We start from the raw sequence: 25238 nt of genomic DNA, 5'->3' as shown, positions 1-25238 counted from the left end.
GTATTCCTTATTTTTCTAGCTGGCTATCGTTTATTGATGGTGTGAGATTAAGCATGCAAGCCTGAATGCATAATTGCAGTCGCACGTAAATCACGATACCAACGCTCTACAGGATGTTCTTTGGTAAAGCCATGACCACCTAAAATTTGCACGCCATTGGTGGCAATTTGCATAGATTTTTCTGCACAGAGCAGACGTGCTAAATATGCTTCTCGATGAAAGTTTTTACCCGATTCGGCAAGACTCGCTGCATTCAGCAACAGCATGCGCATGGCTTCAATTTCAATGGCCATATCTGCAATCATAAAAGCCACACTTTGACGATGTGAAATTGGTTCGCCAAATGCAGTGCGCTCATTGGCATAGCGAATACAATAACTTTTCACTGCTTCACAGCAACCAACTGCCATGGCGCACCACATGAGATTGCCTAAATCTAAAAATGCGCTGTAATCGAAATCATCTGTGCCTAAACGCTCCGCAGGGGTTTGATTAAACTTTAAAGTCGCCGTTTCGCAGGCTTTTAAGCCCATTGCAGGCGCTGCTTTAAATTGAATAGAAGCATCACGTTGCACAATGAACACATCGGCTTGACCATTTAGCTCTGCACTAACCAAAAATAAATCTGCTGTTTCGGCCAAAATCACCAGCGTTTTTTCACCTGTAATTAGGTACTGTCCATTTTGCAAAGTCGCTTTGGTTTTTAGCTGATACGGATTAAACGCAGCAGTATTTTCCTGAATCGCAAAAGTGGCTTGAAGTGGCGTTGGATGGTTCGCGTCTGTTTCGGAAAACGCAGATAAATACTGATTTTGAACCTGTTCTGAACCCCAGCGAGTTATGGCATTCATTACGCCAAATGTGGAAAGTAATCCTGCGGTTAAGCCAAAGTCGCCACGTGCCAATTGTTCGGCAATTAAAATATGGCTGACAATATTTTGTTCAGTGGCAACACCGCCTAAAGCTTCGGGCAGAGCATAGGTGTTCAAACCTAAATCTGTGCTGTATTGCCATAATACTTGTGGGAATTTCGCATCATGATCTGCCTGATGTGCCAATGGATAGATCACTTCTGTAGCAAATTGCTGCATGGCATCGACCAGCATTTGCTGTTCTTCACTCAATGACAAATCAAATAAATCTTTGGATTGACGTGTCAGTCGTTGTTGCGGTAATTTTTGTGTGCTTTTAAAATTTTTTTGAGTGGTTTCAAAGGTTTTAAAACCTGCTTTGGCTGAGTGATATAGAGATTGTTCAACCCATTTGCGTAATTTGAATTGATCGAGCAGATCACTCGATGCCATTTTAGTGAGTAGCGCTAAGCCGAATCCTTGGGCTTTGTTTATCATTTGACTCATGATTGTGTTGTCCTACACAGAGAATGCTTGTTTTTTATGCTGACATGCAGACTATAAAAAAACTATGTCATTGCTGACATGCAGAATTGTCAAAGATAAACGGTAAAAATTTTCTTATAACTGGACTAATATGTGGATTTTTATAGATTATTAATTTTATAGAAATCTACGCTTTTAAAATAAATTGACCTAAATGACAATTGCATCGAGTGGGCAACAATCATTTAGGTCTATATAACAGCTTTGATCAAAGAAATAAAAGTTGGGACTTAAATAAACTTTTGAATCATTTTGCGGACATTGGTTTTCGCATCAATCACGGTCATAAAGGTGTAGGCACCAATAAATTTACGGCTAATAAACATAAATTCTTTAGGCGGCACACTAAAGTAACGCGAAGCCATCGATTTAGATGCTTGTTGCATGACACGGCTATGCAGCTGACTTTTTTTCCAGTCATAGCGCGATTGTTCATCCATCACGCCTGCAGGTAAATCGCGGTTATTGTCTAAGTGACTAAAGGCTTCGGTTGCCAATAGAAACACTTTTGCCATGTCAGGTTTAATGCTTTCAGGGATGCTGTCAAAAAACTCATAACCCGTCATGGCATTCACCATCATTTGTGGGTCGTGGTAATAACCCGCCTTGATCAAATTACGCGCCACAGTCAGCAAGTGTTGATCAAATTGACGAATAGCACCAAAGTCGAGCAGTACAATTTTATCGTGAATATCTTCACCATTACCTAAGCGAACTAAGTAGTTGCCAAAGTTCGGGTCAGTCTGCATTTCGCCCCATTCAAATACTTCACGCACAGCAATTTCTAAAGAGGCTTCGCCTAATTGGTTACGGCGTTCTTGAGGTAATGAGAGCATGACAGGGCTGTTAATCGGTACGCCACGTTCAAAGGTCATACACAGCACTTGGTCGCTACAGTATTCATCCACAATTTGCGGCACAATGTAGCGCGGATCATCTTTTAAACGGGCAGCAAAACGACGTGTCGTTTCCGCTTCAATTTGATAGTTGACTTCACGATGCATCATTTCACGCACTTCATCAAACCACTGATCAAATTCACGGGTTTGCGGCACCATGCGTGTCAATTTGAGCATATTTCTAAATAGGCTCATGTCTGAGTCAATCGCATCTGCTACGCCTGGATATTGGATTTTTAATACCAACTCCAAACCATCCGACTTGCGGGTCGCGCGGTGAACTTGAGCCAAAGAGGCTGTACCTAATGGCTCATGATCAATGGTGAGATCATCAAGTTTGGCACCTAACTGTGCCTGTAATTGCTGTTTAATCGCAGGCCATGCCAATGCGACAGTCTGGTTATTCAGCGTGTTGAGTGCTTGCGTAATTTCTTCAGGTAAAAAATGTTCGCCGTACAGCGCCATCATTTGCCCAATCTTCACGATAGAGCCTTTGAGTTTGCCAATTTCAGCCACCAAGTAATCGGCTTGTTCTTTCATGGCTTTTTTTCGTTTACGTTCTTTTTCTTCTTCGCTTGAAAACATAGAGGTGGCATTCGAGGCTGCCCATCGTGTTCCTGCAAGTAAAGATGCCTTTGCGATGGATAAGCGTCGATCCATAGAGGAAGTCTTGAGTTGTTTAAGCTTATCGTTCTGATCTGACATTAAAATCAATCCTTAAATCAGCAATACGCAGGAAAATTAGATTGTAACGGATATTAGCGCGTCTTAACGTATTAAAAAAGTTCAACTTGCTGAACGACGAGTTTCCTCGTGAAAAAAGTATGAAAAACGGCTTAAAAGTACTTTTACATCCGATATTGCACTTTGGTTTCGGCTTTTTTCATCAATTGCGCTTTGTTGTCTTGGATAAATTTGAGAATCATCAATTTTACAGAATCGTGTAAAAAACCATGCGCATATCCCTTAACAATAATCACGCTGGGCAAACTAAAAAATAGATATTTGGCATCATCTAATGACGAATTTTCAAAAATGCCGTTTTCAATCAAAATTTGCTGAAAAAATTGTTTTTCAATCAAGACTGCTTCGGAGTGGTTGTCGTTCCAATAGCTTTGGCGCATGGCCATCAAATTATTGTGTTTGTAGCTCATAAGGCTGAAAGTTTCATCTATAAAATGAGTAATTCAATTATTGGGATATTGTCACATTTTTCAATGATTGTTGTGCATTTATCATAGACTGAATCATAAAAAGCAGGGGATTGACTATATGCTTTTTAACCTGAATCTTGTAGCATCAATGCAGCAATTTGGGTTTTGTAAAATTATAAAATATTGAAAATTTACCGCGCTTTAAAAACAGACTGCGCTCAGGGGAAAATATGAAAGTTTGGATATTTACACTATTGGGGATGCTGACTTTGGGTACAGCTCAAGTTTGGGCGAATGGCGTTTCACAAGGCTATACGCAATGTATGAACAATAGTTATGGCAAAATTTCCCAATCGCAAAAATGTATTAAAACTGAGCAAAAAGCACAAACCAAACGACTCAAAAAACACTATAAAGCCTATGTAAAACGCAGCGCAGGCAATGCCAGTAATATTCAACAACAGCATCAACTTTGGGAAAACCGTGTAAAACAACGCTGTTATTTATCGACTCAAAGCGATTTTGCCGCATTACAACGTGCACAATGTGTTTTGCTGCAAACAGCAGAGCGCGCTGATTATTATCAAGGTCAGTTTGAGGGAATCAAATAAGTAAAACCATAGTAAATAAATTACTTGGAAACTGCTTAAACATTATAAAACCGAGCAAAACAAGGTATCATAAGGCGTTTTAAAATTTGACCTTGGAGCGCCTTAAGTGGATCGACCGACAATTAGCCCTGAACATTTGCAGGAAGCTGCTGAAAACCTATCAACCATTCGTGATTTTATTCGCTTTGGGGTTACAGCACTACGTCAATACGATGCACATTTAGGTCAAGGTACAGAAGATTATTTTGCAGAAAGTTCTGCATTGGTGTTACAAACTTTGTCTTTAGACTGGAATGCAGACGCTGAAATTTTAGATGCAAAATTATTGCCGAGCGAAGCAGCTGAATTTTTAAGCTTGCTCGAACGTCGTATCAATGAAAAAGTACCAACTTCTTACTTATTAAACTTGGCGTATTTCTTCGGAAAACCATTTTATGTCGATGAGCGTGTTCTAATTCCACGTTCACCTATTGCCGAGCTAATTGAAAATCGTTTTGCGCCATATTGCCTAGATGAAGAAGGTCAAATGCGCGAAGCAGATAACAATTTACCAGCCAATGCTGCGCCTAAAACCCCACAACGTATTTTGGATATGTGCACGGGTTCAGGTTGTATTGCGATTGCTTTGGCTTATGCTTTTCCAGATGCTGAAGTCGATGCAACTGACATTTCAAAAGATGCTTTGGAAGTCGCACAAATTAACTGTGAACATCACAACAAACAATACCAAGTGGCGTTGCTTGAGTCTGATTTATTCGCCAAAATCCCAGCCGAAAATCAGTATGATTTAATCGTATCTAACCCGCCGTATGTTGATGCGGAAGATATGGCAGATTTACCTGAAGAATTCCATCATGAGCCAGAATTGGCATTGGCAGCAGGGCAAGACGGCTTAGATTTAGTCCGTAAAATGTTGGCGCAGGCGGCAGATTACTTAACTGAAGATGGTCTGATTGTGATTGAAGTAGGTAATTCTGAATGGGCGATGAAACAGAATTTCAACACGGTTGATTTGCACTGGTTAAAATTCCAAAAAGGTGGTTCAGGTATTTTTGCATTGACTGCAGCACAATGCCGTCAATATCGCGATTTATTTATTCAATCTGTTCAAGCATAAGGAGTCGTTGGACGTGGCAGGTAATAGTATAGGGCAACTTTTCCGTGTAACGACTTGTGGTGAATCTCATGGCGTAGGTCTGATGGCGATTGTCGATGGCGTGCCACCGGGGATTGAACTGTCTGCAGAAGATTTACAAAAAGATTTGGATCGCCGTAAACCGGGTACGTCTAAGTTTGCGACACAGCGTAAAGAACCCGATGAAGTTGAAATTATTTCAGGTGTCTTTGAAGGTAAAACCACTGGAACTTCAATTGGTTTACTGATTCGTAATACTGACCAAAAATCGAAAGACTACGGTAATATTGCACAGACTTTCCGCCCTGGGCATGCAGATTATACCTATACGCAAAAGTATGGTTTCCGCGATTATCGTGGTGGTGGACGTTCAAGCGCACGTGAAACAGCAATGCGCGTTGCAGCAGGTGCAATTGCAAAAAAATACCTGTTCGAAAAATTTGGAATTGTGATTCGTGGTCACGTCACTCAAATTGGTACAGAAAAAGCTGAAAAGCTAGATTGGAACGAAGTACCAAACAATCCATTTTTCTGTGGCGATGCCGATGCTGTACCACGTTTTGAAGCTTTGGTAACGTCTTTGCGTGAACAGGGTACAAGCTGTGGTGCAAAACTGGAAATTGTGGCTGAAAAAGTTCCTGTGGGTTGGGGGGAACCTGTTTTTGATCGTTTAGATGCCGATATTGCCCATGCCATGATGTCTATCAATGCTGTGAAAGGCGTTGAAATTGGAGATGGTTTTGCAGTGGCAGCGCAGTTTGGGCATGAAACCCGTGACGAACTGACCACTGACGGCTTTTTGGCGAACCATGCAGGCGGTATTTTAGGCGGTATTTCTAGTGGTCAAGATATTCGTGTTGCGATTGCTTTAAAACCAACAGCCAGTATTACTACACCTGGTAAAACCATTAATTTAAACCGTGAAGATACGGATGTACTGACCAAAGGACGCCATGATCCTTGCGTAGGTGTGCGTGCAACGCCAATTGCAGAAGCTATGCTTGCGATTGTATTGATGGATCATTTCATGCGTCATCGTGCGCAGAATGCCGATGTGGTTGCACCGTTTGCACCCATTGAGCCGAAATAACAATATGCTTTAAGCAAGGTGCATAATCATTGCCAAGTGCGAAAATATGTTGTGAAAAAAGCCAAACCGTAGTGTTTGGCTTTTTTCTGCCTGAGTTTTGAGCTTAGTTCTTCTTTTAGATTGTAAGTTTCAAAATTTTATACGCTGTTTTATATGGTGAAGATGCAGAGGAATGATCTGCGGCTCCTAAATATTAAGCCAATAAAAAAGAGCGCATATTGCGCTCTTTTCAAGGAATTTATTTACACCTCATTAAAGAAACCAAGTGTAATAACCCCAAATCATCAATGGCCAAGCCACAAATGGGCTAAATAACCATTTCCAAAACCAAAAGCGTGGAATAAAACCAACACCGTGTACAAAGCCACCTGAAATACCAATCATAATAAACATCATGGCACGGTGGCTATATTCACCGTTGGCATCCAGCATTGCTGCTGGATGAAGAAGCAGTACAGCTGCGAGTGGGAATGCCAATAAACATGAAATAACCATCGCAATCTTGTTCGGTTTTTGAACTGTTGTTTCAGCGTTCACTGCAGTGTCTGTCATCTAATTATTCCTCGTCAAGGTCTTGATGAGATTCAATATACAGGGCACTCAAGACACCTGCAAAGCATGCCATCAGAATACCGAGAATCCATGCAAAGTACCACATAATTTATTCTCCTTAGACACAGCCTTAGTAAAGGCTGTGTGAATTCTCTTTAATGTGCTTGTTGGTGATAACGCCCCACATTTTGTAGTAACACCAAGTGGTGTATAGCAAAATAATTGGTACGAAGATACATGCTGCAACAGTCATTACAGTTAATGTGTTTTTACTTGATACCGCATCCCACATGGTCAAGCTTGCAACTGGGTTGAGGCTTGATGGCATTAAGAATGGGAACAATGCAAAACCTGCAGTTAAAATCGCACCGATCACCGCTAAAGATGAACCTGTGAAACTTAAACCAGCTTTGTTTTTACCTGCTGCAAGAATAATCAAAATACCGCCCAAGATGCCCATAATTGGTGCAATCATGGTAATAGGGTACGCTGAGTAGTTATTCATCCAGCCTGGGTTTGCATTGGTTAAAACTTCTTTAGCCAATGGGTTTGCTACGCCATTCGTGTCGTATGGAGTTACTAGGGTATAACCTTCGATACCACCGAAGTATAACCATGCGCCTGCACCTAAGAAACACACAAGGAACACAATACCCATGATTTGCGTTGCTTTTGCAGAGCGTGCACGTAAGTCACCATCGGTACGCAGCATTAACCATGCACCACCATGCGCGCAAAGCATAGACAAGCTGACTAAACCACACACTAAAGCGAATGGGTTTAATAATGCAAAGAAGCTGCCTGTATATGTTGAACGTACAGTTTCGTCTAGGGTAAATGGTACGCCAAGGAACATATTACCAAACGCAACACCGAACACTAATGCAGGAACTGCACCACCTACAGCCAAACCCCAGTCCCAAGATGTACGCCATTTGGTGTTTTCAAGTTTTGAGCGGTAGTCAAAACCAACTGGGCGCAGGAATAGGGCAAACAGAACTAAGAGTAGTGCCCAATACATGCCTGAGAATGCTGTTGCATATACCATTGGCCAAGCAGCAAATAACGCGCCACCCGCTGTAATGAACCAAACCTGGTTACCATCCCAGTGCGGTGCAATCGTGTTGATTGCAGCACGGCGTTCTTCGTCATTTTTACCTACAAATGGCATGATCGCCATTGAGCCCATGTCGAAGCCATCGGTGAGGGCAAAGCCAATGAGTAATACACCCACTAACACCCACCAAATGATTTTGAGTAATTCATATTCGATCATGCTTAAGCCTCCTCATTGGCTTTTTTCGCAGCTTCAATTTTCTCGAAGTGGTATTTACCAGTATGAAGCGAGCTTGGGCCTAGACGTGAGAATTTGATCATCAAGTACATTTCAATAATCAGCAAAACGGTATAGAACGCTGCCAATGCAATGATTGAGCCCCATACGTCGCCAGTGCTGAGTGAAGATGCAGACAAGTGTGTTGGAAGTACTTCACCAATTGTCCATGGTTGACGACCAACTTCTGCTACATACCAACCTGTTTGCGCTGCAATCCAAGGTAATGGTAATGAGAATAACGCAAATTTTAATAACCAAGGTTTACTTTCTGCGTTGCGTTTAGCCACTGCAAAAGTTGCAAGTGCGAATAACAACAGCATTAAGAAACCAGAAGCTACCATGGCACGGAATGCCCAGAACAAACTTGGTACGTGTGGAATAGTATCCGCAGCAGCCATTTTAATTTGTTCGTCAGTCGCATCTACTACGTTTGGCGTGTATTTTTTCAACAATAAACCATAACCCAAATCGGTTTGAGTTTGCTCAAATGCAGCTTTAAGTTCAGGAGATTGGTCGCCCGCACGTAATTGCTCAAGTTGTTGATAAGCAACCATACCGTTACGAATACGAACTTCGTGGTTTGCGATCAGGTCTTTAATACCAGTCACTTCTTCGGTGATAGAACGCGTTGCAATAATCCCCATTACATAAGGAATTTTAACTGCGTAATCTGTCGTTTGCGTTTCTTCGTTTGGAATACCAAATAAAGTGAACGCTGCAGGAGCAGGGTGAGTATCCCATTCTGCTTCAATTGCTGCGAGTTTGGTTTTTTGAACATCACCTAATTCATAACCTGATTCATCACCAAGTAGAATTACAGATAAAGTAGAAGCTAAACCGAAAATTGCTGCAATAGCGAATGAACGACGCGCAAATGGCAAGTCTTGCTTTTTCAATAAGTAATAACTTGAAATTGCTAAAACGAAAATAGCACCGGTTACATAACCTGCAGAAACAGTGTGTACGAATTTAACTTGCGCAACAGGGTTAAAAATTAACGCCCCGAAGTCAACCAATTCCATACGCATGGTTTCGTAGTTAAAGGTAGAACCCACTGGGTTCTGCATCCAGCCGTTGGCAACTAAAATCCAGAGAGCGGACATATTAGAACCAAGCGCAACCAGCCACGTTACACATAAGTGCTGCACTTTGGAGAGGCGATCCCATCCAAAGAAGAATAAACCAATGAAGGTCGATTCTAAGAAGAAGGCCATTAAACCTTCAATTGCGAGTGGTGCACCAAAGATATCACCCACGTAGTGTGAGTAATACGCCCAGTTTGTACCAAACTGGAACTCCATGGTTAAACCAGTGGTTACCCCTAAGGCAAAGTTAATACCGAAGAGTTTTCCCCAGAATTTGGTCATGTCTTTATAAACTTCTTTACCAGAAATCACATACGTGGTTTCCATAATGGCAAGAATAAAAGCCAGACCTAAAGTCAGTGGAACAAAAATAAAGTGATACATCGCGGTCATTGCGAATTGGAACCGCGAGAGATCGACCACGCTTTCAGAAATCATCAACGTGTCTCCTTGATTGAGGAAGGACTGCCAGCAATACGCTCAGCAACTTGTGAATCAAAATTTTGAGGAATAGTTGGGGCATCAAACCAAATATTTTTGATGACCATTAACAGCACGACCTTAATTATTAAAATGATCGTGAGTTCACGAACTACTTTTCTATTTAAATCTTTAGGAACTAAGCTCACTTTTATAAGCCTATTTTTTAAACTGTGTTTTATATTATTAAACAAAAACATACAAAAAAAAATAGCTGGCACAGTTAAAATGCAAATATATTGTTAACTTATTATAAATCAATAGTTTGTTTTTGGGTGTTGCAGAGTAAATGGAGGAAAGTAATATTTTTTAAACTTGACAGAAACACTTGTAATTAATAATTCCAAATCTGACTAAAATACTTATATTTTAAAAAAGCAAATCAGACTAAATTGCTATGAATAAAAATCAATCTAAAAATAGCAATAAATTAGAGATATTATCAGCTAATAATTATTCTCATTCTTTTGTTAAAGTTTAATGACGATTCCGCATATTTTTTTATTTCCCTACAATGTAGTGGTGCTTTGTCTTTGGCTTAGTCTAGGGTAAACAGCATTTTTTCATAATGATTTTGTGTAAATATTGTTCAGATCACATGAAATGTATCGTTTATAAACAAACAGATTGTGTTGAGTTTGAGTGAAAAATTTTAACTTTCTTAGGTCAGCAAGATTGGTTTTAAATCTTAAAAAATAACTTATTGATTGCTAAATAGGTTATTTGATGCCGAAATTTTTTTGGCAAGATAGTGAGATCTTTTTTTGCGCACAATAATAATTTGAGCTTGAAATTCAAGCTCACCAAATTCAGGTTCAACCTGCACATAATGCAGTTGCCCAAACTCATCACGTACACGTGCTTGTGCAGAAAAACCAGGACGGGCATTACCACTGGAAATTGTGGCTAAACGTCCGAGTAAATCGACTTGGCGCACGCTATATTTGGGCTTAATCACTTGGTCTAAACAGTGAATCATGAAGACTGTAAAAAAGATGGCAATAATAAACGCTGGAATAATAATGTAATAAGCAGGAACGAAATGTTGTTGTTGTGAGTAAATCAAAAACTGTAAAAAATATCCTGCAACACTGAAATTCATCAGTAAAAAAACAAAAATCAGTACTTTAGAAAATTTAACATCTAAAAGTGGCGATTCTGTAATTCGTTGTGAAAATGCACGTTTGAGCAACTGACTTGGACGAAAATTAAAGTAATAACCAATCGTTTCGACAGTGCTGAGTAGCAATAAAACAACTAGGCTGAGGTGAAAGGGCATTAAGTTCAAATCAGATAAAAACTCATGCATGCGCTAAACTCACGTGTTGAAATATTTATAGGTGATGCTATTTAGACACAGATCATTGATCTAGCTCTGCTTAGAGAGCATAGATAAATGATCTAGTTTTGTATAGAGCTAAGATTTGGAACTTTTCGCTTCTTTCTGAAAGTTGCAAAAAAGTTAGTCGTTGATCAAGTAAATCCCACCATCTGAATGAACGCTGATCTCGACTTTTTCAAGTGATTGACCTAAACAAGGGCCAGAAATACATTCACCTGTTTCAACCATAAACAATGCACCATGCGTTGAGCATTCGATATATTCTTGGTCGCGGTCTAAGAACTGGTTTTCTAAAAATTCTAATTCCACTTGTAGGTGTGGGCAGACGTTTTGGTAAGCGTAATACATGCCATCACGTTGGGTGATAAAAATTGTGTCACCATTTGGCGTTTCGTAGGCACGTGCTTCACGCTCAGGAATGTCTTCCATCATACAAATTTTATTCATTATGCAGATTCCTTTTGAATGCTATGCAAAAGTTTAGCGTAATCTTCTACCGCAAGACGAGGGCCGAATTGAGAAACCACTTCACTTGAAATCAGAATGGCAAGTTGAGCTGCAGTTTGGAAACCTAAGCCTGCATTGAGTGCATACAGGAATGAACCTGCAAAGGCATCACCCGCACCGTTGGCATCAACAGCAGTGACTTGACGACCTGGTACAGAAAAAGCGTTGTTGCCATCATAAATTAGGGCACCTTGTGCGCTCAATGTAATGACAATGTATTTGCTTTTTTGTTTTAGTTGTTCTAATGCCGCTTCAGCCGTTTCCGTTCCTGTGTACATCATGGCTTCTTGCTGGTTACAGAAGATCAAATCCACACCATCATCTAGTAATTCATCCAAACCTTCACGCGCATATTGCACCATGGCAGGATCAGATAAAGTCAGTGCAATTTTAACCTGATTGGCTTTGGCAATTTCACGCGCTTGTTTTACCGCAGCACGTGCAGTATCACTAGTAGATAAATAACCTTCGATATAAAGCCATTTTGCTGTTTTAAGTGGCTCAAAATCAATTTGTGTAGCAGAAAGTTCTGCGGTAATGCCCAAGTAAGTGTGCATGGTACGTTCAGAGTCATCACTCACAAGTACCATACAAGTCCCTGTAACGCCTTCACTGACCGATTTGGTTGTAGTGTGAATACCTGCTTCATTTAAGCCTTTGAGGTAAATATCACCCAATTCATCGTTACCAACACGGCAGGCATAGAAGGCTTGACCACCTAAAGCACTAAATGCAACGGTGGTATTTGCGGCAGAACCACCCGAAGCTTGGCCTTTATGTCTTTGTGTTTTAATTAAGTTGTTGTATAAATTTGCTTGTGTTTCACCATCGGTTAATTGCATAGTACCTTTTTGCAAGCTATGTTGAATGAGAAAGTCATCCGAGACTTGAAATTCTTGGTCAATTAATGCATTACCAATTGCAAAAAGGTCAACAGTTGCCATGTCTTTAAATCACAGTCAAAATTAAAAACGCTAAGTTTACACCAATGCTCAGGATTGCTGTAGTTTCATGAATAAAATTCAGCTGAATGAATGTTATTGATGAAAAATAGGGGTTTAGCAGAGTTATCAGGAAGGTTAGATGAACATCGAAATTAAAGAAGCACAAGAGTTACCAACGCAAATTCAGACTTTGGCCAAACATGCTGCTCAAGAAGGCTTTGATTTTGTCCATCGTTTAATTGAAGAATGGGAAAGTGGTAAAAACCGCTTTAATCAGCCTGGTGAGTTTTTATTGTTTGTTTACGATGGTGATCAATTGGTTGCATGTGGTGGCTTAAACCAGCAATGGAATGAGCAAGATATTGAAAGTCGTATTGGACGTGTACGTCGTTTTTATGTTTTGCCAAATTATCGTAAACATGGCGTAGGCAAACAGCTCTTGCAACATTTAGAGAAAAAAGCACGTGCTAATTTTTCGGCGTTGTGTTTAAACACTGATACCAAATCGGCAGCGCATTTTTATCAAAAACAGAATTATGTGTATGTCGAAAATCATCCAAACTATAGTTATTTTAAATACCTGATCTAGTTTTGCTTCTGCTACAAGCAGTGTAGGCAGCATTTTGTTGATACTTTGCAAATTTCAATCAATTTAGTCGGGTTTTCAACGTGAATTATCTAAAGAACTAAAGCTATAATGGCTTTAGTTTTTTATTTGCTTATTTTTAGGAGATCACATGACTGTAGATGTCACTGAAACCATTTCCCAGACTGTACATCCTGCGTTTCAGTTGGTACGTCAACACCATGTTGAAGCCTTAGACATTTTAGTGTCTGAATATAAACATAAAGTTACAGGTGCGGTGCATTATCATTTGGCGACAGATCATGATGAAAATGTATTTTTAGTCGCATTTCGCACTCAGCCGATGGACTCCAAAGGTGAGGCACATATTTTAGAACATACTGCGTTGTGTGGTTCTGAAAAATTCCCTGTCCGTGACCCGTTCTTTTTAATGATTCGTCGTTCATTGAATACTTTTATGAACGCATTTACCGCGGCAGATTGGACAGCTTATCCATTTGCAACACAAAACAAAAAAGATTTCCAAAACCTGCTTGCGGTATATATGGATGCGGCTTTTGCAGCCAATTTAAATCCTCTCGATTTTGCTCAGGAAGGTATTCGTATTGAGTTGGAAAATGGTGAGCCTGTTTATAAAGGCGTGGTATTTAATGAAATGAAAGGTGCGATGAGTTCGCCATCCGATCAGCTTTATCACCAATTGGCTTATCATTTATTCCCTGAAACAACTTACCACTACAATTCAGGTGGCGACCCGAAAGATATTCCAGATTTAACCTATCAAGAATTGGTAGATTTTTATAAGTCACATTATCACCCAAGTAATGCGGTATTTATGACTTTTGGCAATACGCCTGCATACGATTTACAAGAACAGTTTGAACAGTTGGCTTTGGCGAAATTTGAACAGGGCGAAACGTTGTATTCGAAGCCTGAGCGTCGTTTAGCTGCGCCAGTGGCAGTGACTGAAAGTTATGCAGTCGATGCAGAAGAACTGAAAGATAAAACTTATCATGTTTTGGCGTGGTTATTGCCTGAAGCAAGCGATATTAAATTACGCTTAGGTATGCGTTTGGTTGAAGGTGTTTTACTTGAAAATTCTGCATCACCACTGCGTCATTATTTGGAAACTTGGGCGCATGCACAATCTACAGGGCCATTGATGGGCGTGGATGATTCCAACTTTGAAATGACCTTCTTCTGTGGTGTGCAAGGTTCTAACCCTGAACATGCAGCAGAATTTCAGGCGGGCGTTTTAAAAGTTTTACAAGACGTGGCTGCACAGCCTGTGGATACGGCATTGGTCGATGCAATTTTGCATCAAATTGAATTGCATCAGCGTGAAATTAATGGCGATGGTATGCCATACGGGTTGAGCTTGATTTTAAATGGTTTAAGCAGTGCAATTCACCACAATGACCCAATTCAGGTGTGGGATGTAGATACTGCGATTGAGCAAGTCAAAGAAGAACTTAAAGATCCAATGTGGTTATCACGGCTAATTCAGACGCATTTAATTGATAACCCGCACCGTGTTCAAATGACTTTGGTTCCAGATGCAGAAAAATCGGCCAAAGATGCTGCACTTGAAAAAGCACGTCTGGCTGAGATAGGCGCACAACTCACAGATGAGCAAAAAGCAGAAATCGTCGCGCAAACGGAAGCTTTAAAAGTCCGTCAAGATACGCCAGATGATTTGAATTTATTGCCAAAAGTTGGTTTGGAAGATGTGCCTGCAGCTTTGCATATTGTGCAGGGTGAGTTGCGTGAAATTATCAGTAACCGCATTGATTATCCTTTAAATTTATATCATGCAGGAACCAATGGAATTTACTATCAGCAAGTATTGATTCAAATTCCTGATGAAATTGTTCAATCGCCATATTTTAATTTGCTGTCTATTTTGATGGGCGAAGTGGGTGCAGGTGAATACGACTATTTAGAATTACAACAGCTACAAACCGCAGTCAGCGGTGGTTTGGGCATGGGCGCATCTTTACGCTCTAAAGTCGATGACAAAAATCAGATCAGTGCATGGCTCACTTTAACCACTAAGTCTTTGGTGAATAATCTTGAAGCCATCCGCTTGCTGAAACTGGCATTTGAGCAATTACGTTTTGATGAAAAAGACCGTATTATCGAGCTATTACAACAACGTAAAACCCGTTGGCAGTCGCGTTTGTCGGGTTCGGGGCATAGTTATGCCATGCAAATTGCAGGACGTCATCACAGTGCTTTGGCACAGCGCGATTACAACAACACAGGTTTGGGCGCATTAAATTGGTTGGCAGACTTGGTTGCTAAAATTGAAAAAGATGCAGCGGAATACGAGAAATTGATTGCTGAATTGCAATTGATTCACCATAAATTACTGCAAGCACCTAAGCAATTTTTGTTAGTATGTGAAGAACATCAATCCGATCGTTTGGTCGAAGAAGTTCAAGAAGTTTGGGATAAACTTATTGTTGCAGAAAATCCTGCTGCTTTAACTCAAGTTCCTGTAGATCATTCAACGCAAGATCAGGCATGGTTGATTCAAGCCAATGTGCAATTCTGTGCGGCTGCGTATCCTGCGGTGGAAGTGTCGCATCCTGATGCTGCACCTTTGATGGTATTGGCTGCATATTTGCGCAATGGTTTCTTACACAGCGCAATCCGTGAAAAAGGCGGTGCTTACGGTGGCGGTGCAAGCTACGATGGCAATGCATGTTCATTCCGTTTTTACAGTTATCGTGATCCACGCTTGGCAGAAACTTTCGCAGACTTTGAAGCGAGTATTGATTGGTTATTTAATGCAGAGCAATTGCCGCATCAACTAGAAGAAGCGATTTTAGGTTTAATTGCTAGTATGGATAAACCAGGTTCGCCTGCAGGTGAAGCGATTACTGCATGTTATGCATTATTGCACGCGCGTACACCCTCATTCCGCACAGTATTACGTGAGCGTTTATTGGCGGTGACTTTAGACGATTTAAAACGTGTTGCGGAGCAATATTTGCGTCAGCAGCAAGCATCTAAAGCCGTAGTCGCACCTGTGTCAAAACGTGAAGTATTGCTCGAACTTGGTTTTGAAATTAAACAAGTGAACTGATACGTGAAATAACAACGAAAACTTAGGGGGATTTATGAGCGCGTTCAAACTGTTTGAACGCACAGGACTGTCGCTGAGTGTTGCCGCACTCAGCACTGTGTTTGTGGCGAAAACCTATGCACAAGACCCAGCTAGCTTAGTTGCACCTGCAACACCTGAAGCCTGTGTGGCTTTAGAGTCAAATGCTGATCGTTTGGTGTGTTACGATGCTCTGTTTAAAATTCCTGAAGCAGAAAAAACAGCGCTGATTAGCGAACGTCAAGCTGCTCAGGCACTAGCGCCTGAACCCGAAACGGTGACAGAAAAAATTGCAGTAAGCGTAAGCAATTTATTTTCTTTTGATGTACCAAAGCTTGATCCGAATGTATCTTTACTGGATAAGCGTTGGGAACTTTCGGCAGACAGTAAGTTGGGTACATGGAATTTACGTGCTTATCAGCCTGTGTATTTAATGCCCGGCTTTTGGACCAGTGATAAAAATGAACGTCCTCAAAGTTTAAATAAGCAAAACACAGTTCAATTGGGTGAGGAGCAGAATCTTACTTCAATGGAAAGTAAATTTCAGCTTTCTTTAAAAACCAAAGCGGTTGAGAACTTGCTAGGGAATAATGGTGATGTCTGGTTAGGATATACCCAGTCTTCTCGCTGGCAAGTTTACAATGGTGATGAGTCACGCCCATTTCGTGAAACCAATTATGAGCCTGAAGCCAGTTTAATGTTCCGTACCAATTATCAGCTTTTTGGTTTACATGGGCGTTTGATGGGGCTGACATTGAATCACCAGTCCAATGGTCGTTCAGACCCTTTGTCACGTAGCTGGAATCGGGTGATTTTTAATCTTGGTTTTGAAAAAGACAATTTTGCTTTGATGTTGCGTCCTTGGTATCGCATTGAAGAAGACCGCGCTGATGACAACAACCCAGATATTAAAAACTATATCGGGCGTGGTGACATGTTGGCATTTTATCGTTGGAAAGAGCATGACTTTTCTTTGATGTTACGTCATAGCCTAAAAGGTGGTGATGACTCGCACGGTGCGGCACAGTTTGATTGGGTTTTCCCGATTAGTGGTAAGTTACGTGGTCACTTCCAATTGTTTGATGGTTATGGCGAAAGCTTGATTGACTATAATCACCGTGCAACCTATGTGGGTTTAGGTGTTTCATTAATGAATTGGTTTTAATGACCTAGCATTGATTTAAAAATGGTTTTAACTGAATTTAAAACGCCAATCTTGAAGATTGGCGTTTGTTTTTGAAGTCGGATCGTATCCAGCTTTTATCCAACTTGAATATCTGCGGTTGGATGTTTAAGTCGGCTTTTTTGTGGTGTGGCGATTAAATAAGCCAAAGTCAGCGGCCCTAAACGACCTGCAAACATCAACAACATTAAAATAATTAAGCTGGCAGGTTGTAATTCACCTGTAACACCACGGGATAAACCCACCGTGCACGCTGCAGATACAGCCTCAAACAACAGGTCTAAAAAATTCAGTTTCGGTTCAAGGGCAAGTAAGCTAAACAAACCGAGGCAAATTAACATACCTGTGATGCTGATCACCGCCAAAGCTTTAAAGGTGGTACGTTCAGGTACAGCATGATTAAACACACGCACCTCATCTGAACGTCTTAAAAAACTGATCACACTTAAAATGACAATAATAAATGTGCCAACTTTAATACCGCCTGCGGTACTGAGCGAACCACCACCAATAAACATCAGAAGCATGGTGAGCAAGGTCGAGCTATTTTGCATACTTGCGACATCTAGACTATTAAAGCCTGATGAGCGAGGAACGGTAGCGTGAAACCATGCATTGAGGGCTTGATCGCCAATGCTCATAGCAGCAAGGGTATGCGGATTGCTGGCTTCAATAGCCCAAATCAGCAGAAAGGCCACAAAGTTTAAACCAGCAATGGTCGATAAAATCAGCTTGCTATTGGGTGAGAGTTTTTTCCAGCGTTTGGCACGTTTAATATCCATGAGTACCACAAAACCAATACCGCCAATGATATACAGCATACTAATAGTTAAGGTAATCAGGTATTGATCTGCAAAACTCATTAAGCTATTGGGAAATAATGAAAATCCACCATTGTTAAAGGCTGAAACACTATAGAAAGCCGCATAGAAAAATGCATCGCTAAATGGATAATCCTGCATCCATGCCAAGGTTAAAATAACCGTGCCAATCCCTTCAAAAAACAATGAGTAGAGCAACACGCTTTTAATGGTCATCGACACTTTAGACAGGTTGGTTTGCCCAATGGTGTCTTGCGCCATGATTTGTTGTTTTAAACCAATTTTGGATGACAAACTTAAAACCGCTAAAATCGCAAAAGTCATAAAACCTAAGCCACCACATTGTAACAACAACATAATGACCATTTGCCCAAATACGGTATAAGCATCGCCAATATTCACTACAGACAATCCAGTGATCGTCACTGCAGATGTAGCAGTAAATAAGGCATTAATCCAACTCATCTCGCCATGATGGGAAATGGGCAGTTTCAGCAAGATTGTGCCAATGCTAATAAAGCTTAAAAAGCCCAGTGCCAAAAGACTGGGTGGGCTTAAATTGACAGTTTTGATTGGTTGTTTCGCTGTTTTTTTCATTCTGACTTAAATTGTTTAGATAAGCGTTTTAATGGTTCAAGTTGTCCTTCAACCACCAAAATATCATCTGTTTGTAGCATTAAATTGGATTCAAGCGTATAGAAAATCGTTTCGGCACGTTTAAACAGTAAAAGTTTAACTTCGGGTGCATGTGACATCAGACTATGAATGCGCGTGCCATGCAAGTTGTCTTTAATTTTTACTTTTACAATATAGTGGTTGTCGTTTAGGCTCATATAACGACTCACCATCGGATAACTCAGCGATTGCGCGATGCGAACGCCCATATCTTCTTCAGGGTGAATAATTTTACTTACGCCCAAATGGGTCAAAATCATGGTATGCGCTTTACTTTTGGCTTTAACGTAAATTTTAGAAATACCCAAATTCTTTAAATTTAAGACACACAAAATACTGGCTTCAATATCTTCACCAATGGCGACCACCACTGCATCACAATTTTGAATATTCAGTTCTTCCAAAACGTGTTCATCGGTTGCATCGGCAATCACCGCATGGGTAATTTGATCGGCAATGTTTTCTACAAACTTTTTATTGCTATCAATCCCAATGACATCATGGTTGAGTTTGACCAATTGTGTCGCCACAGTTGCACCAAAGCTACCTAAACCAATGACAGCAAATTGTGCCATAGCATCATCCTGAAAAATTATATTATTCTTCCAATATTCTAAAATATTTTAGGGCTCTATACTGTAGCAATATGACTAAAAAACCGCTGAAATCAGCGGTTTTTTGCACTTATTGAGATGTGTGATCGGTTATTTTAAGAAACGCTGATAACCCAAGTTATTAGTAATCTCTTGGTATGGATAAGTGATCTTTTCCAAAGTTTCAATTAAACCATCTGGGTTCTGTTTGGCATCCGAAGCTTCTAAACCGACCAATACACGACCTTCCGCTGCACCGTGGTTACGGTAATGGAACAGGGTGATGTTATGGGTTGGGCCTAAGCGCTCCAAGAAAGTCAGTAATGCACCCGGACGCTCTGGAAATTCCACACGGAATAGACGTTCATTTTCAATATCGGCATGACCACCGACCAAATAACGAATGTGTAGTTTTGCTACTTCATCATCCGACAAATCATCAACATCATATTGAGTTTTGAGTAACTCATAAATGTCGTGGCGTTCTTTTTCACCTGATTTTAAGCTGATGCCGACAAAGACTTGCGCAGCAGTAGCATCGCTGGCGCGGTAGTTAAACTCGGTGATATTACGACCTTGCAGCGCACGGCAGAAGTTAAGGAACGCACCTTTTTCTTCTGGAATGGTCACGGCAAAAATTGCTTCTTTATGTTCACCGAGTTCAGTACGTTCCGCAATATAGCGTAAACGGTCAAAGTTCATGTTTGCGCCACAGACAATTGACACAATATTTTTATTTTGCAATTGGTGTTGCTCGACATATTTTTTGATGCCTGCCAAAGCCATTGCACCTGAAGGTTCTACAATACTGCGGTTTTCATCAAAGGTGTCTTTAATTGCCGCACAGATTTCATCGGTATTCACCAAAACTACATCGCGCTCAACAATTGGGCCTGATTGATCTGATTTTTGTAGTTGTAAAACTTCAAACGGTTTCTCACCAATTTGTGCGACAGCAGTACCATCGGCAAATAAACCCACTTGCGGCAAAATAACCCGTTCATTGGCTTCAAAAGCCGCTTTTAAGCAAGCCGATTCATCATATTCTACAGGAATGACTTTGACATGCGGTGCGACATCGCCCAAGTAGGCTGCAACACCTGCAATTAAACCGCCACCACCAACAGCAACGAAAACATATTCGACATCGCGCCATTGACGCAAAATTTCATTGGCAATCGTACCTTGACCTGCCATGACCAATTCATCGTCATACGGTGGAATAAAAGTCATGCCTTCATCTTGGGCACGTTGAATTGCATATTTGTTGGCAACATCAAATGAGTCACCATGTAATACCACTTCGCCACCCAAGCGTTTTACCGCTTGTACTTTAATATCTGGCGTGGTTTTAGGCATAACGATAATGGCGCGAATGCCCAGTTTTTGCCCAGACAATGCTACACCTTGCGCATGGTTGCCTGCAGAGGCGGTAATTACACCACGTTCAAGTTGGTCTTTGGGTAACTGGCTAATACGGTTATATGCACCACGCAATTTAAAAGAGAATACGGGTTGTAAGTCTTCACGTTTAAAGCGAATGTTATTGTTCAGTTTTTCACTAATTCGTGGCGCTGCGTCGAGTGGGGTTTCGATTGCAACATCGTAGACCGTTGCTTGTAAAATTTGTCGAACCAAACGAGACAGCATGTTAATCTTCCATCTAACAGTTTAAAATAGGGGGTTATTGTAACAAACCCCTGCACATTTGCGCTGTAAAATCGGCAACAAATGTCAAAAATAGTTGAGTGAAGTCATGAGTCTGTATGCTACCCAAGATGAAAAGAAGCAAGCGGCTGCCAAAGCAGCATTAAAACATTTGCCTAAAGGCGGGATTTTGGGGGTAGGTACAGGCAGTACAGTGAATTTCCTGATTGATTTATTGCCTGAATTACAATTAGAAGCAGCTGTGGCAAGTTCTGAAGCGACTGCGGAGCGCTTAAAGAAACTTGGTATTGAAGTGGTCGATATGAACTCTGTGGGCAGTTTAGATGCTTATGTTGATGGTGCAGATGAAATTGACCGTCACATGCACATGATTAAAGGCGGCGGCGCAGCGTTGACCCGTGAAAAAATTGTGGCTTCTATTGCACGTAAGTTTATCTGTATTGTCGATGATTCAAAATGGGTAGAGCAATTAGGACGTGAGTTTCCATTGCCAATTGAGGTGATTCCAATGGCTCGTTCTGCGGTAGCACGCAAAATTGTGGCTTTAGGTGGCGATCCTGCTTACCGTGAAGGTGTGGTGACTGATAACGGTAACGTGATTTTAGATATTTATAATTTAAATATTTTAAATGCGTTGGAATTAGAAAAAACCTTGAATGATATTCCGGGTGTTGTGACCAATGGTATTTTTGCCATCAATAAAGCTGATATTGCAATTGTAGCGACCAATAACGGCATTGAAGAACGTACTGCGGTTTAATTCGTCTCCCAAGCCCCTTGTTTTTAATAGGGGGCTTTTCTCCCTCCTTTATTAAAGGAGGGTCGGGGAGGATTTAATAAAAGAACAACAATGACATTATCCGACTTACCTGAAATTCAAATCACACCACATGCAAAAGCAACACGTTTACGTTTGCGTGTCGAGCCGCATCAAATTCGCTTAACTGTACCGAAATATTGTACTCAGCGACAAATTCAGGATTTTTTGCAGCAATCTGAACAGTGGATGATTGAAACTTGGCATAAACAGCAGGCGCAGCAAGGACTTGTTCGGCGTGAATTGCCAAATCAGTTATCACTTTTTAATTTGGCTAAGCCTTTAAATATTCATTATCAAACACAAAAACACAGTTTTATTTTAGATTTAAAACAGCATTGCCTATGGGTTAGTGACCGCCAACCTGCGGCATATTTAAAAGCCTTTGTTATTGCTTATGCCAAACAAATGTTGCCGATATATTTGCAAACAGTCAGTCATGAAATTGCTTTGCCATTTAAACAGTGCGCAATTCGTCAACCGAAAACCCGTTGGGGCAGTTGCAGTACGCAACAGCATATTATGCTCAATAGCGCCTTGGTGTTGTTTCCTGAACAAATTGTGCGATATGTTGCTGTGCATGAGTTGGCGCATACACGACATTTTGATCATAGTCCTGCATTTTGGGTTGAAGTACAACGGCATGATGCGCACTATTTGCAGCATCGCAAGCAGTTAAAAACAACGTCTTTGCCTTGGTGGTGGTATCAATAAAAAAGCCAACACCCACATGATAAGACTACAATGCAAAGGTGTTGCACGTATTGACTACAATCCAAATCATCTTTTATAAAATCAACAGAATAAAGAAAAGCCCCAAAACCCTAGTAAAACAGTTTAGAAAACCAAAACTTCCTGTCATACTATAGCGTTAGCTTAAACATGCTTTTGAATTGAGGTAATGCACGTGATTTCAGTTGGTATTGTCGGTGGTACAGGTTATACAGGCGTTGAATTATTGCGTCTTTTGCTACGACACCCAAATGTAAAAGTAAATGTACTGACTTCACGTACAGAAGCGGGTCGCCGTGTAGATGATATGTTCCCAAGCCTGCGTGGGCACACAAACCTATGCTACTCAGATTTAAACATCGAAGAATTAAAACAGTGTGATGTGGTGTTCTTTGCTACACCGCATGGCGTTGCCATGCAACATGCTGCGGAACTTGTTGCAGCCAATACCAAAGTAGTCGATTTAGCAGCAGATTTCCGTTTGCAAGATTTAGCACAGTTTGAAAAATGGTATGGCATGCAACATGCTTGCCCAGACATTTTAAAAGATTCAGTTTATGGCTTGTCTGAACTCAACCGGGAACAAATTAAACACGCACAGGTGATTGGTAACCCAGGGTGTTATCCAACCACAGTGCAACTTGGTTTAGCGCCATTATTTAAACAAGCTGAAGCTTTAGTGAAACCTGAAAGTATTATTATTGATGCAAAATCGGGTGTATCTGGTGCAGGGCGTAAAGCCAGTTTGGGCATGATTTACTCTGAAAATGCCGACAACTTTAAGGCTTATGGCGTTGCGGGGCATCGTCATCATCCAGAAATTGTAGAAGCATTGGAAAATATTTCGGGTCAAAAAGATGTGTTTAATCACATTGTGTTTGTACCGCATTTAGTACCTATGATTCGCGGTATGCTCAGCACCATTTATGTAGATTTAACTGATGCAGGTGATGCAGCAGATTTACAAAGCCTGTATGAGCAGTTTTATGCCAATGAACAGTTTGTAGATGTCATGCCAGCCAACAGTTCACCAGAAACACGCTCAGTACGTGGCGCTAACCAGTTGCGTATCGCATTGTATAAGCCACAACCGAAAAAATTAGTACTTTTGGTGGCACAAGATAACTTGGTGAAAGGTGCAGCAGGGCAAGCAGTACAAAATATGAACCTCATGTTTGGTTTTGCAGAACATGCAGGACTTGAGGTGATTGGTTTATTACCATAAGAACACGTTTTTCAACTTCACACACATTTAGATTTCGATTTAAATGTGTGTTTTGAATGAATCAAAACAAGAGATGACGATGCATAACACCGATACAGAAACCACGTCACAGTCGAATTCAAGCATGACACCCTCATCTACACCGCCAGAAAAAAAGCCATTTCTTGAAAGCAATGCGCCTTTGGCAATTGGTGCTGCCATTTTAATTTTAGGTAGTGGCTTTTTGGGCTATTCAGTCGGGCATCGTCAGGGCTTAACTGTGGTTGGTTACGATGCCGATGCAGAACAACTGGTTGAAGTGGTGCAAGAACAAAAAACGCGTTTGGAAAGTCTGAATAAGAGCTTAAATGCTGCGGTTCAAGAACGCGATGTTGCGGTCAGTAACTCCAATGATTTGTATCAAGCTTTCACTCAAGCAACTGAAGATAAGCAACGTACTGAAGGCATGAGTGCGATTTATCGTGAAGTTTTGCGTCAACGTGGTGGTTTAAGCCTGACCGTGCAAAATCTTGGGGTGAAACCATTACCAGACAATGCTTATGAATATCAGGTCGATTTGGTACAAGTGAGTCCAAACAAGCGACGTGCAAGTGGTACGGTAGAACTGCGTTTAATTCAAGGCACAGAAGTGCTGGTTGTTCCGATGGAAGACAGCAATTTTAATTTTGATAATTATGAGCGTTTAACAGGGCGCTGGAGCATGCCTAAAGGCTTTAATCCAGACTTTATTGAAGTCCGTTTAAATGGCGCAACTCCTGTGATTAAACGCTTCAGTTGGAGCAAAGGCAAAGCCGTGGAGGCAGATTCTGCCTTTATTTCTGAAATTCCACAAGCAGAAGCCAGTGCTCAATAATGTGTGATATGTAAAACTTATGCGAACCCAAAAAAGATCCATCTGTTTAAATGAAATTAAAACCACTTTTCATCAATCTGGCTATGTCGATTGGCATTTAACCCCGCGTTTAAGTGTGGATGATGCAGGACATGAAGATGATGGTGATATTGCGGTACAAACTGCGCCGCCACAATTAAAACGCCCACCTTTATATGTTGTCGTTTTAATGAACGATGATTACACCCCAATGGACTTTGTAATTGAAATTTTACAACAATACTTTGCAATGAATCTTGACCAAGCGACTCAAGTAATGCTAACTGTACACTATGAAGGAAAAGGTGTCGCAGGGGTCTATCCGCGGGATATTGCGGAAACGAAAGCGAACCAAGTCAATAATTACGCTCGATCACAAGGTCATCCATTACTTTGTCAGATTGAGCCTAAAGATTAAGGGGGTTA

The 25238-nt window shown here is 40.9% G+C and carries 25 protein-coding genes; 11 read left to right on the top strand and 14 right to left on the bottom strand.

Features of this window, described 5'->3' with window-relative positions; all coding sequences use genetic code 11:
• Positions 1 to 47: 47 nt before the first annotated feature.
• From J4G44_RS09240 to J4G44_RS09230, 3 genes are all read right to left on the bottom strand, one after another.
• A complete protein-coding gene (locus J4G44_RS09240; RefSeq protein ID WP_004973388.1) occupies positions 48 to 1358 on the bottom strand; it encodes an acyl-CoA dehydrogenase family protein in 1311 nt (436 codons plus the stop codon).
• 269 nt (positions 1359 to 1627) lie between these two features.
• Positions 1628 to 3001 (bottom strand): ABC1 kinase family protein, encoded by a 1374-nt coding sequence (locus tag J4G44_RS09235; RefSeq protein ID WP_004973390.1) that lies wholly within the window; start codon positions 2999 to 3001, stop codon positions 1628 to 1630.
• 143 nt (positions 3002 to 3144) lie between these two features.
• Positions 3145 to 3450 (bottom strand): hypothetical protein, encoded by a 306-nt coding sequence (locus tag J4G44_RS09230; RefSeq protein WP_154320717.1) that lies wholly within the window; start codon positions 3448 to 3450, stop codon positions 3145 to 3147.
• 230 nt (positions 3451 to 3680) lie between these two features.
• Between J4G44_RS09230 and J4G44_RS09225 the strand changes: the two genes are divergently transcribed.
• From J4G44_RS09225 to aroC, 3 genes are all read left to right on the top strand, one after another.
• Positions 3681 to 4061, top strand: coding sequence for a lysozyme inhibitor LprI family protein (locus tag J4G44_RS09225; RefSeq protein WP_167846038.1), 381 nt, complete (start codon positions 3681 to 3683; stop codon positions 4059 to 4061).
• 106 nt (positions 4062 to 4167) lie between these two features.
• Positions 4168 to 5178, top strand: coding sequence for a 50S ribosomal protein L3 N(5)-glutamine methyltransferase (prmB, locus tag J4G44_RS09220; RefSeq protein WP_004973398.1), 1011 nt, complete (start codon positions 4168 to 4170; stop codon positions 5176 to 5178).
• A gap of 13 nt (positions 5179 to 5191) precedes the next feature.
• On the top strand, positions 5192 to 6286 hold the full coding sequence (gene aroC / locus J4G44_RS09215; RefSeq protein WP_004973401.1) for a chorismate synthase: 1095 nt from the start codon (positions 5192 to 5194) through the stop codon (positions 6284 to 6286).
• 252 nt (positions 6287 to 6538) lie between these two features.
• On the opposite strand, the gene J4G44_RS09210 is transcribed toward aroC, so the two are convergent.
• The 8 genes from J4G44_RS09210 to J4G44_RS09175 all read right to left on the bottom strand — a co-directional run bounded on the left by J4G44_RS09210 (position 6539) and on the right by J4G44_RS09175 (position 12532).
• A complete protein-coding gene (locus J4G44_RS09210) occupies positions 6539 to 6838 on the bottom strand; it encodes a cyd operon YbgE family protein (RefSeq protein WP_004973403.1) in 300 nt (99 codons plus the stop codon).
• A 4-nt stretch (positions 6839 to 6842) separates the two neighbouring features.
• The gene (gene cydX / locus J4G44_RS09205) at positions 6843 to 6944 is read right to left on the bottom strand and encodes a cytochrome bd-I oxidase subunit CydX (protein ID WP_004860610.1); all 102 of its coding nucleotides are present in this window, start codon (positions 6942 to 6944) and stop codon (positions 6843 to 6845) included.
• A 24-nt stretch (positions 6945 to 6968) separates the two neighbouring features.
• Positions 6969 to 8114 (bottom strand): cytochrome d ubiquinol oxidase subunit II, encoded by a 1146-nt coding sequence (cydB, locus tag J4G44_RS09200; RefSeq protein WP_004973405.1) that lies wholly within the window; start codon positions 8112 to 8114, stop codon positions 6969 to 6971.
• A 2-nt stretch (positions 8115 to 8116) separates the two neighbouring features.
• Complete coding sequence (locus tag J4G44_RS09195) at positions 8117 to 9697, bottom strand: cytochrome ubiquinol oxidase subunit I (protein WP_180158972.1); 1581 nt, start codon at positions 9695 to 9697, stop codon at positions 8117 to 8119.
• Positions 9697 to 9888: a cytochrome oxidase putative small subunit CydP gene (gene cydP, locus J4G44_RS09190; protein ID WP_070155611.1), complete on the bottom strand. Its 192-nt coding sequence runs from the start codon at positions 9886 to 9888 to the stop codon at positions 9697 to 9699. The genes J4G44_RS09195 and cydP overlap by 1 nt, the downstream gene beginning before the upstream one ends.
• 551 nt (positions 9889 to 10439) lie before the next feature.
• Positions 10440 to 11048 carry an OB-fold-containig protein gene (locus J4G44_RS09185; RefSeq protein WP_096900848.1) on the bottom strand — a complete coding sequence of 203 codons (609 nt, stop codon included), beginning with the start codon at positions 11046 to 11048 and terminating at the stop codon, positions 10440 to 10442.
• 153 nt (positions 11049 to 11201) lie between these two features.
• Complete coding sequence (locus J4G44_RS09180) at positions 11202 to 11513, bottom strand: Rieske (2Fe-2S) protein (protein ID WP_179988655.1); 312 nt, start codon at positions 11511 to 11513, stop codon at positions 11202 to 11204.
• A gap of 14 nt (positions 11514 to 11527) precedes the next feature.
• On the bottom strand, positions 11528 to 12532 hold the full coding sequence (locus J4G44_RS09175) for an adenosine kinase (RefSeq protein ID WP_004973415.1): 1005 nt from the start codon (positions 12530 to 12532) through the stop codon (positions 11528 to 11530).
• A 139-nt stretch (positions 12533 to 12671) separates the two neighbouring features.
• Here J4G44_RS09175 and J4G44_RS09170 point away from each other — a divergent pair, with 139 nt between their 5' ends.
• From J4G44_RS09170 to J4G44_RS09160, 3 genes are all read left to right on the top strand, one after another.
• Positions 12672 to 13121 (top strand): GNAT family N-acetyltransferase, encoded by a 450-nt coding sequence (locus J4G44_RS09170; protein ID WP_004973417.1) that lies wholly within the window; start codon positions 12672 to 12674, stop codon positions 13119 to 13121.
• Between the two features lie 148 nt (positions 13122 to 13269).
• On the top strand, positions 13270 to 16209 hold the full coding sequence (locus tag J4G44_RS09165) for an insulinase family protein (protein WP_207973584.1): 2940 nt from the start codon (positions 13270 to 13272) through the stop codon (positions 16207 to 16209).
• A gap of 34 nt (positions 16210 to 16243) precedes the next feature.
• Complete coding sequence (locus J4G44_RS09160; RefSeq protein WP_167846033.1) at positions 16244 to 17392, top strand: phospholipase A; 1149 nt, start codon at positions 16244 to 16246, stop codon at positions 17390 to 17392.
• 95 nt (positions 17393 to 17487) lie between these two features.
• Here J4G44_RS09160 and J4G44_RS09155 read toward each other — a convergent pair whose 3' ends face one another.
• From J4G44_RS09155 to ilvA, 3 genes are all read right to left on the bottom strand, one after another.
• Positions 17488 to 18828: a TrkH family potassium uptake protein gene (locus J4G44_RS09155; protein ID WP_180008821.1), complete on the bottom strand. Its 1341-nt coding sequence runs from the start codon at positions 18826 to 18828 to the stop codon at positions 17488 to 17490.
• Entirely contained in the window at positions 18825 to 19481 is a 657-nt protein-coding gene (locus J4G44_RS09150) for a potassium channel family protein (protein ID WP_004973425.1), read from the bottom strand. Before J4G44_RS09150 ends, J4G44_RS09155 begins: the two co-directional genes overlap by 4 nt.
• Before the next feature lie 129 nt (positions 19482 to 19610).
• Complete coding sequence (gene ilvA / locus J4G44_RS09145; RefSeq protein WP_019837302.1) at positions 19611 to 21149, bottom strand: threonine ammonia-lyase, biosynthetic; 1539 nt, start codon at positions 21147 to 21149, stop codon at positions 19611 to 19613.
• 106 nt (positions 21150 to 21255) lie between these two features.
• Here ilvA and rpiA point away from each other — a divergent pair, with 106 nt between their 5' ends.
• The 5 genes from rpiA to clpS all read left to right on the top strand — a co-directional run bounded on the left by rpiA (position 21256) and on the right by clpS (position 25230).
• Positions 21256 to 21927, top strand: coding sequence for a ribose-5-phosphate isomerase RpiA (gene rpiA / locus J4G44_RS09140; RefSeq protein ID WP_004973429.1), 672 nt, complete (start codon positions 21256 to 21258; stop codon positions 21925 to 21927).
• Between the two features lie 90 nt (positions 21928 to 22017).
• Positions 22018 to 22698: a M48 family metallopeptidase gene (locus tag J4G44_RS09135; RefSeq protein WP_004973431.1), complete on the top strand. Its 681-nt coding sequence runs from the start codon at positions 22018 to 22020 to the stop codon at positions 22696 to 22698.
• A gap of 187 nt (positions 22699 to 22885) precedes the next feature.
• The gene (gene argC / locus J4G44_RS09130) at positions 22886 to 23941 is read left to right on the top strand and encodes an N-acetyl-gamma-glutamyl-phosphate reductase (RefSeq protein ID WP_171458206.1); all 1056 of its coding nucleotides are present in this window, start codon (positions 22886 to 22888) and stop codon (positions 23939 to 23941) included.
• 79 nt (positions 23942 to 24020) lie between these two features.
• On the top strand, positions 24021 to 24794 hold the full coding sequence (locus J4G44_RS09125) for a DUF6776 family protein (RefSeq protein WP_096901621.1): 774 nt from the start codon (positions 24021 to 24023) through the stop codon (positions 24792 to 24794).
• A gap of 19 nt (positions 24795 to 24813) precedes the next feature.
• Positions 24814 to 25230, top strand: coding sequence for an ATP-dependent Clp protease adapter ClpS (clpS, locus tag J4G44_RS09120; protein WP_004973438.1), 417 nt, complete (start codon positions 24814 to 24816; stop codon positions 25228 to 25230).
• The last annotated feature ends 8 nt before the right edge of the window (positions 25231 to 25238 follow it).

This window comes from Acinetobacter towneri (assembly GCF_017498585.1).
Classification (GTDB): Bacteria; Pseudomonadota; Gammaproteobacteria; order Pseudomonadales; family Moraxellaceae; genus Acinetobacter; species Acinetobacter towneri.
Note: the sequence above shows the minus strand (reverse complement) of the source record. Positions and strands in the feature narration are given on the sequence as shown.

Excerpts from the sequence above, each read along its gene's own strand:
- J4G44_RS09240 (WP_004973388.1), bottom strand. The coding sequence starts at position 1,358 with ATGAGTCAAATGATAAACAAAGCCCAAGGATTCGGCTTAGCGCTACTC.
- J4G44_RS09235 (WP_004973390.1), bottom strand. The coding sequence starts at position 3,001 with ATGTCAGATCAGAACGATAAGCTTAAACAACTCAAGACTTCCTCTATG.
- J4G44_RS09230 (WP_154320717.1), bottom strand. The coding sequence starts at position 3,450 with ATGAGCTACAAACACAATAATTTGATGGCCATGCGCCAAAGCTATTGG.
- J4G44_RS09225 (WP_167846038.1), top strand. The coding sequence starts at position 3,681 with ATGAAAGTTTGGATATTTACACTATTGGGGATGCTGACTTTGGGTACA.
- J4G44_RS09210 (WP_004973403.1), bottom strand. The coding sequence starts at position 6,838 with ATGACAGACACTGCAGTGAACGCTGAAACAACAGTTCAAAAACCGAAC.
- cydX (WP_004860610.1), bottom strand. The coding sequence starts at position 6,944 with ATGTGGTACTTTGCATGGATTCTCGGTATTCTGATGGCATGCTTTGCA.
- cydB (WP_004973405.1), bottom strand. The coding sequence starts at position 8,114 with ATGATCGAATATGAATTACTCAAAATCATTTGGTGGGTGTTAGTGGGT.
- J4G44_RS09195 (WP_180158972.1), bottom strand. The coding sequence starts at position 9,697 with ATGATTTCTGAAAGCGTGGTCGATCTCTCGCGGTTCCAATTCGCAATG.
- J4G44_RS09185 (WP_096900848.1), bottom strand. The coding sequence starts at position 11,048 with ATGCATGAGTTTTTATCTGATTTGAACTTAATGCCCTTTCACCTCAGC.
- J4G44_RS09180 (WP_179988655.1), bottom strand. The coding sequence starts at position 11,513 with ATGATGGAAGACATTCCTGAGCGTGAAGCACGTGCCTACGAAACGCCA.
- J4G44_RS09175 (WP_004973415.1), bottom strand. The coding sequence starts at position 12,532 with ATGGCAACTGTTGACCTTTTTGCAATTGGTAATGCATTAATTGACCAA.
- J4G44_RS09170 (WP_004973417.1), top strand. The coding sequence starts at position 12,672 with ATGAACATCGAAATTAAAGAAGCACAAGAGTTACCAACGCAAATTCAG.
- J4G44_RS09165 (WP_207973584.1), top strand. The coding sequence starts at position 13,270 with ATGACTGTAGATGTCACTGAAACCATTTCCCAGACTGTACATCCTGCG.
- J4G44_RS09160 (WP_167846033.1), top strand. The coding sequence starts at position 16,244 with ATGAGCGCGTTCAAACTGTTTGAACGCACAGGACTGTCGCTGAGTGTT.
- J4G44_RS09155 (WP_180008821.1), bottom strand. The coding sequence starts at position 18,828 with ATGAAAAAAACAGCGAAACAACCAATCAAAACTGTCAATTTAAGCCCA.
- J4G44_RS09150 (WP_004973425.1), bottom strand. The coding sequence starts at position 19,481 with ATGGCACAATTTGCTGTCATTGGTTTAGGTAGCTTTGGTGCAACTGTG.
- ilvA (WP_019837302.1), bottom strand. The coding sequence starts at position 21,149 with ATGCTGTCTCGTTTGGTTCGACAAATTTTACAAGCAACGGTCTACGAT.
- rpiA (WP_004973429.1), top strand. The coding sequence starts at position 21,256 with ATGAGTCTGTATGCTACCCAAGATGAAAAGAAGCAAGCGGCTGCCAAA.
- J4G44_RS09135 (WP_004973431.1), top strand. The coding sequence starts at position 22,018 with ATGACATTATCCGACTTACCTGAAATTCAAATCACACCACATGCAAAA.
- argC (WP_171458206.1), top strand. The coding sequence starts at position 22,886 with ATGCACGTGATTTCAGTTGGTATTGTCGGTGGTACAGGTTATACAGGC.
- J4G44_RS09125 (WP_096901621.1), top strand. The coding sequence starts at position 24,021 with ATGCATAACACCGATACAGAAACCACGTCACAGTCGAATTCAAGCATG.
- clpS (WP_004973438.1), top strand. The coding sequence starts at position 24,814 with ATGCGAACCCAAAAAAGATCCATCTGTTTAAATGAAATTAAAACCACT.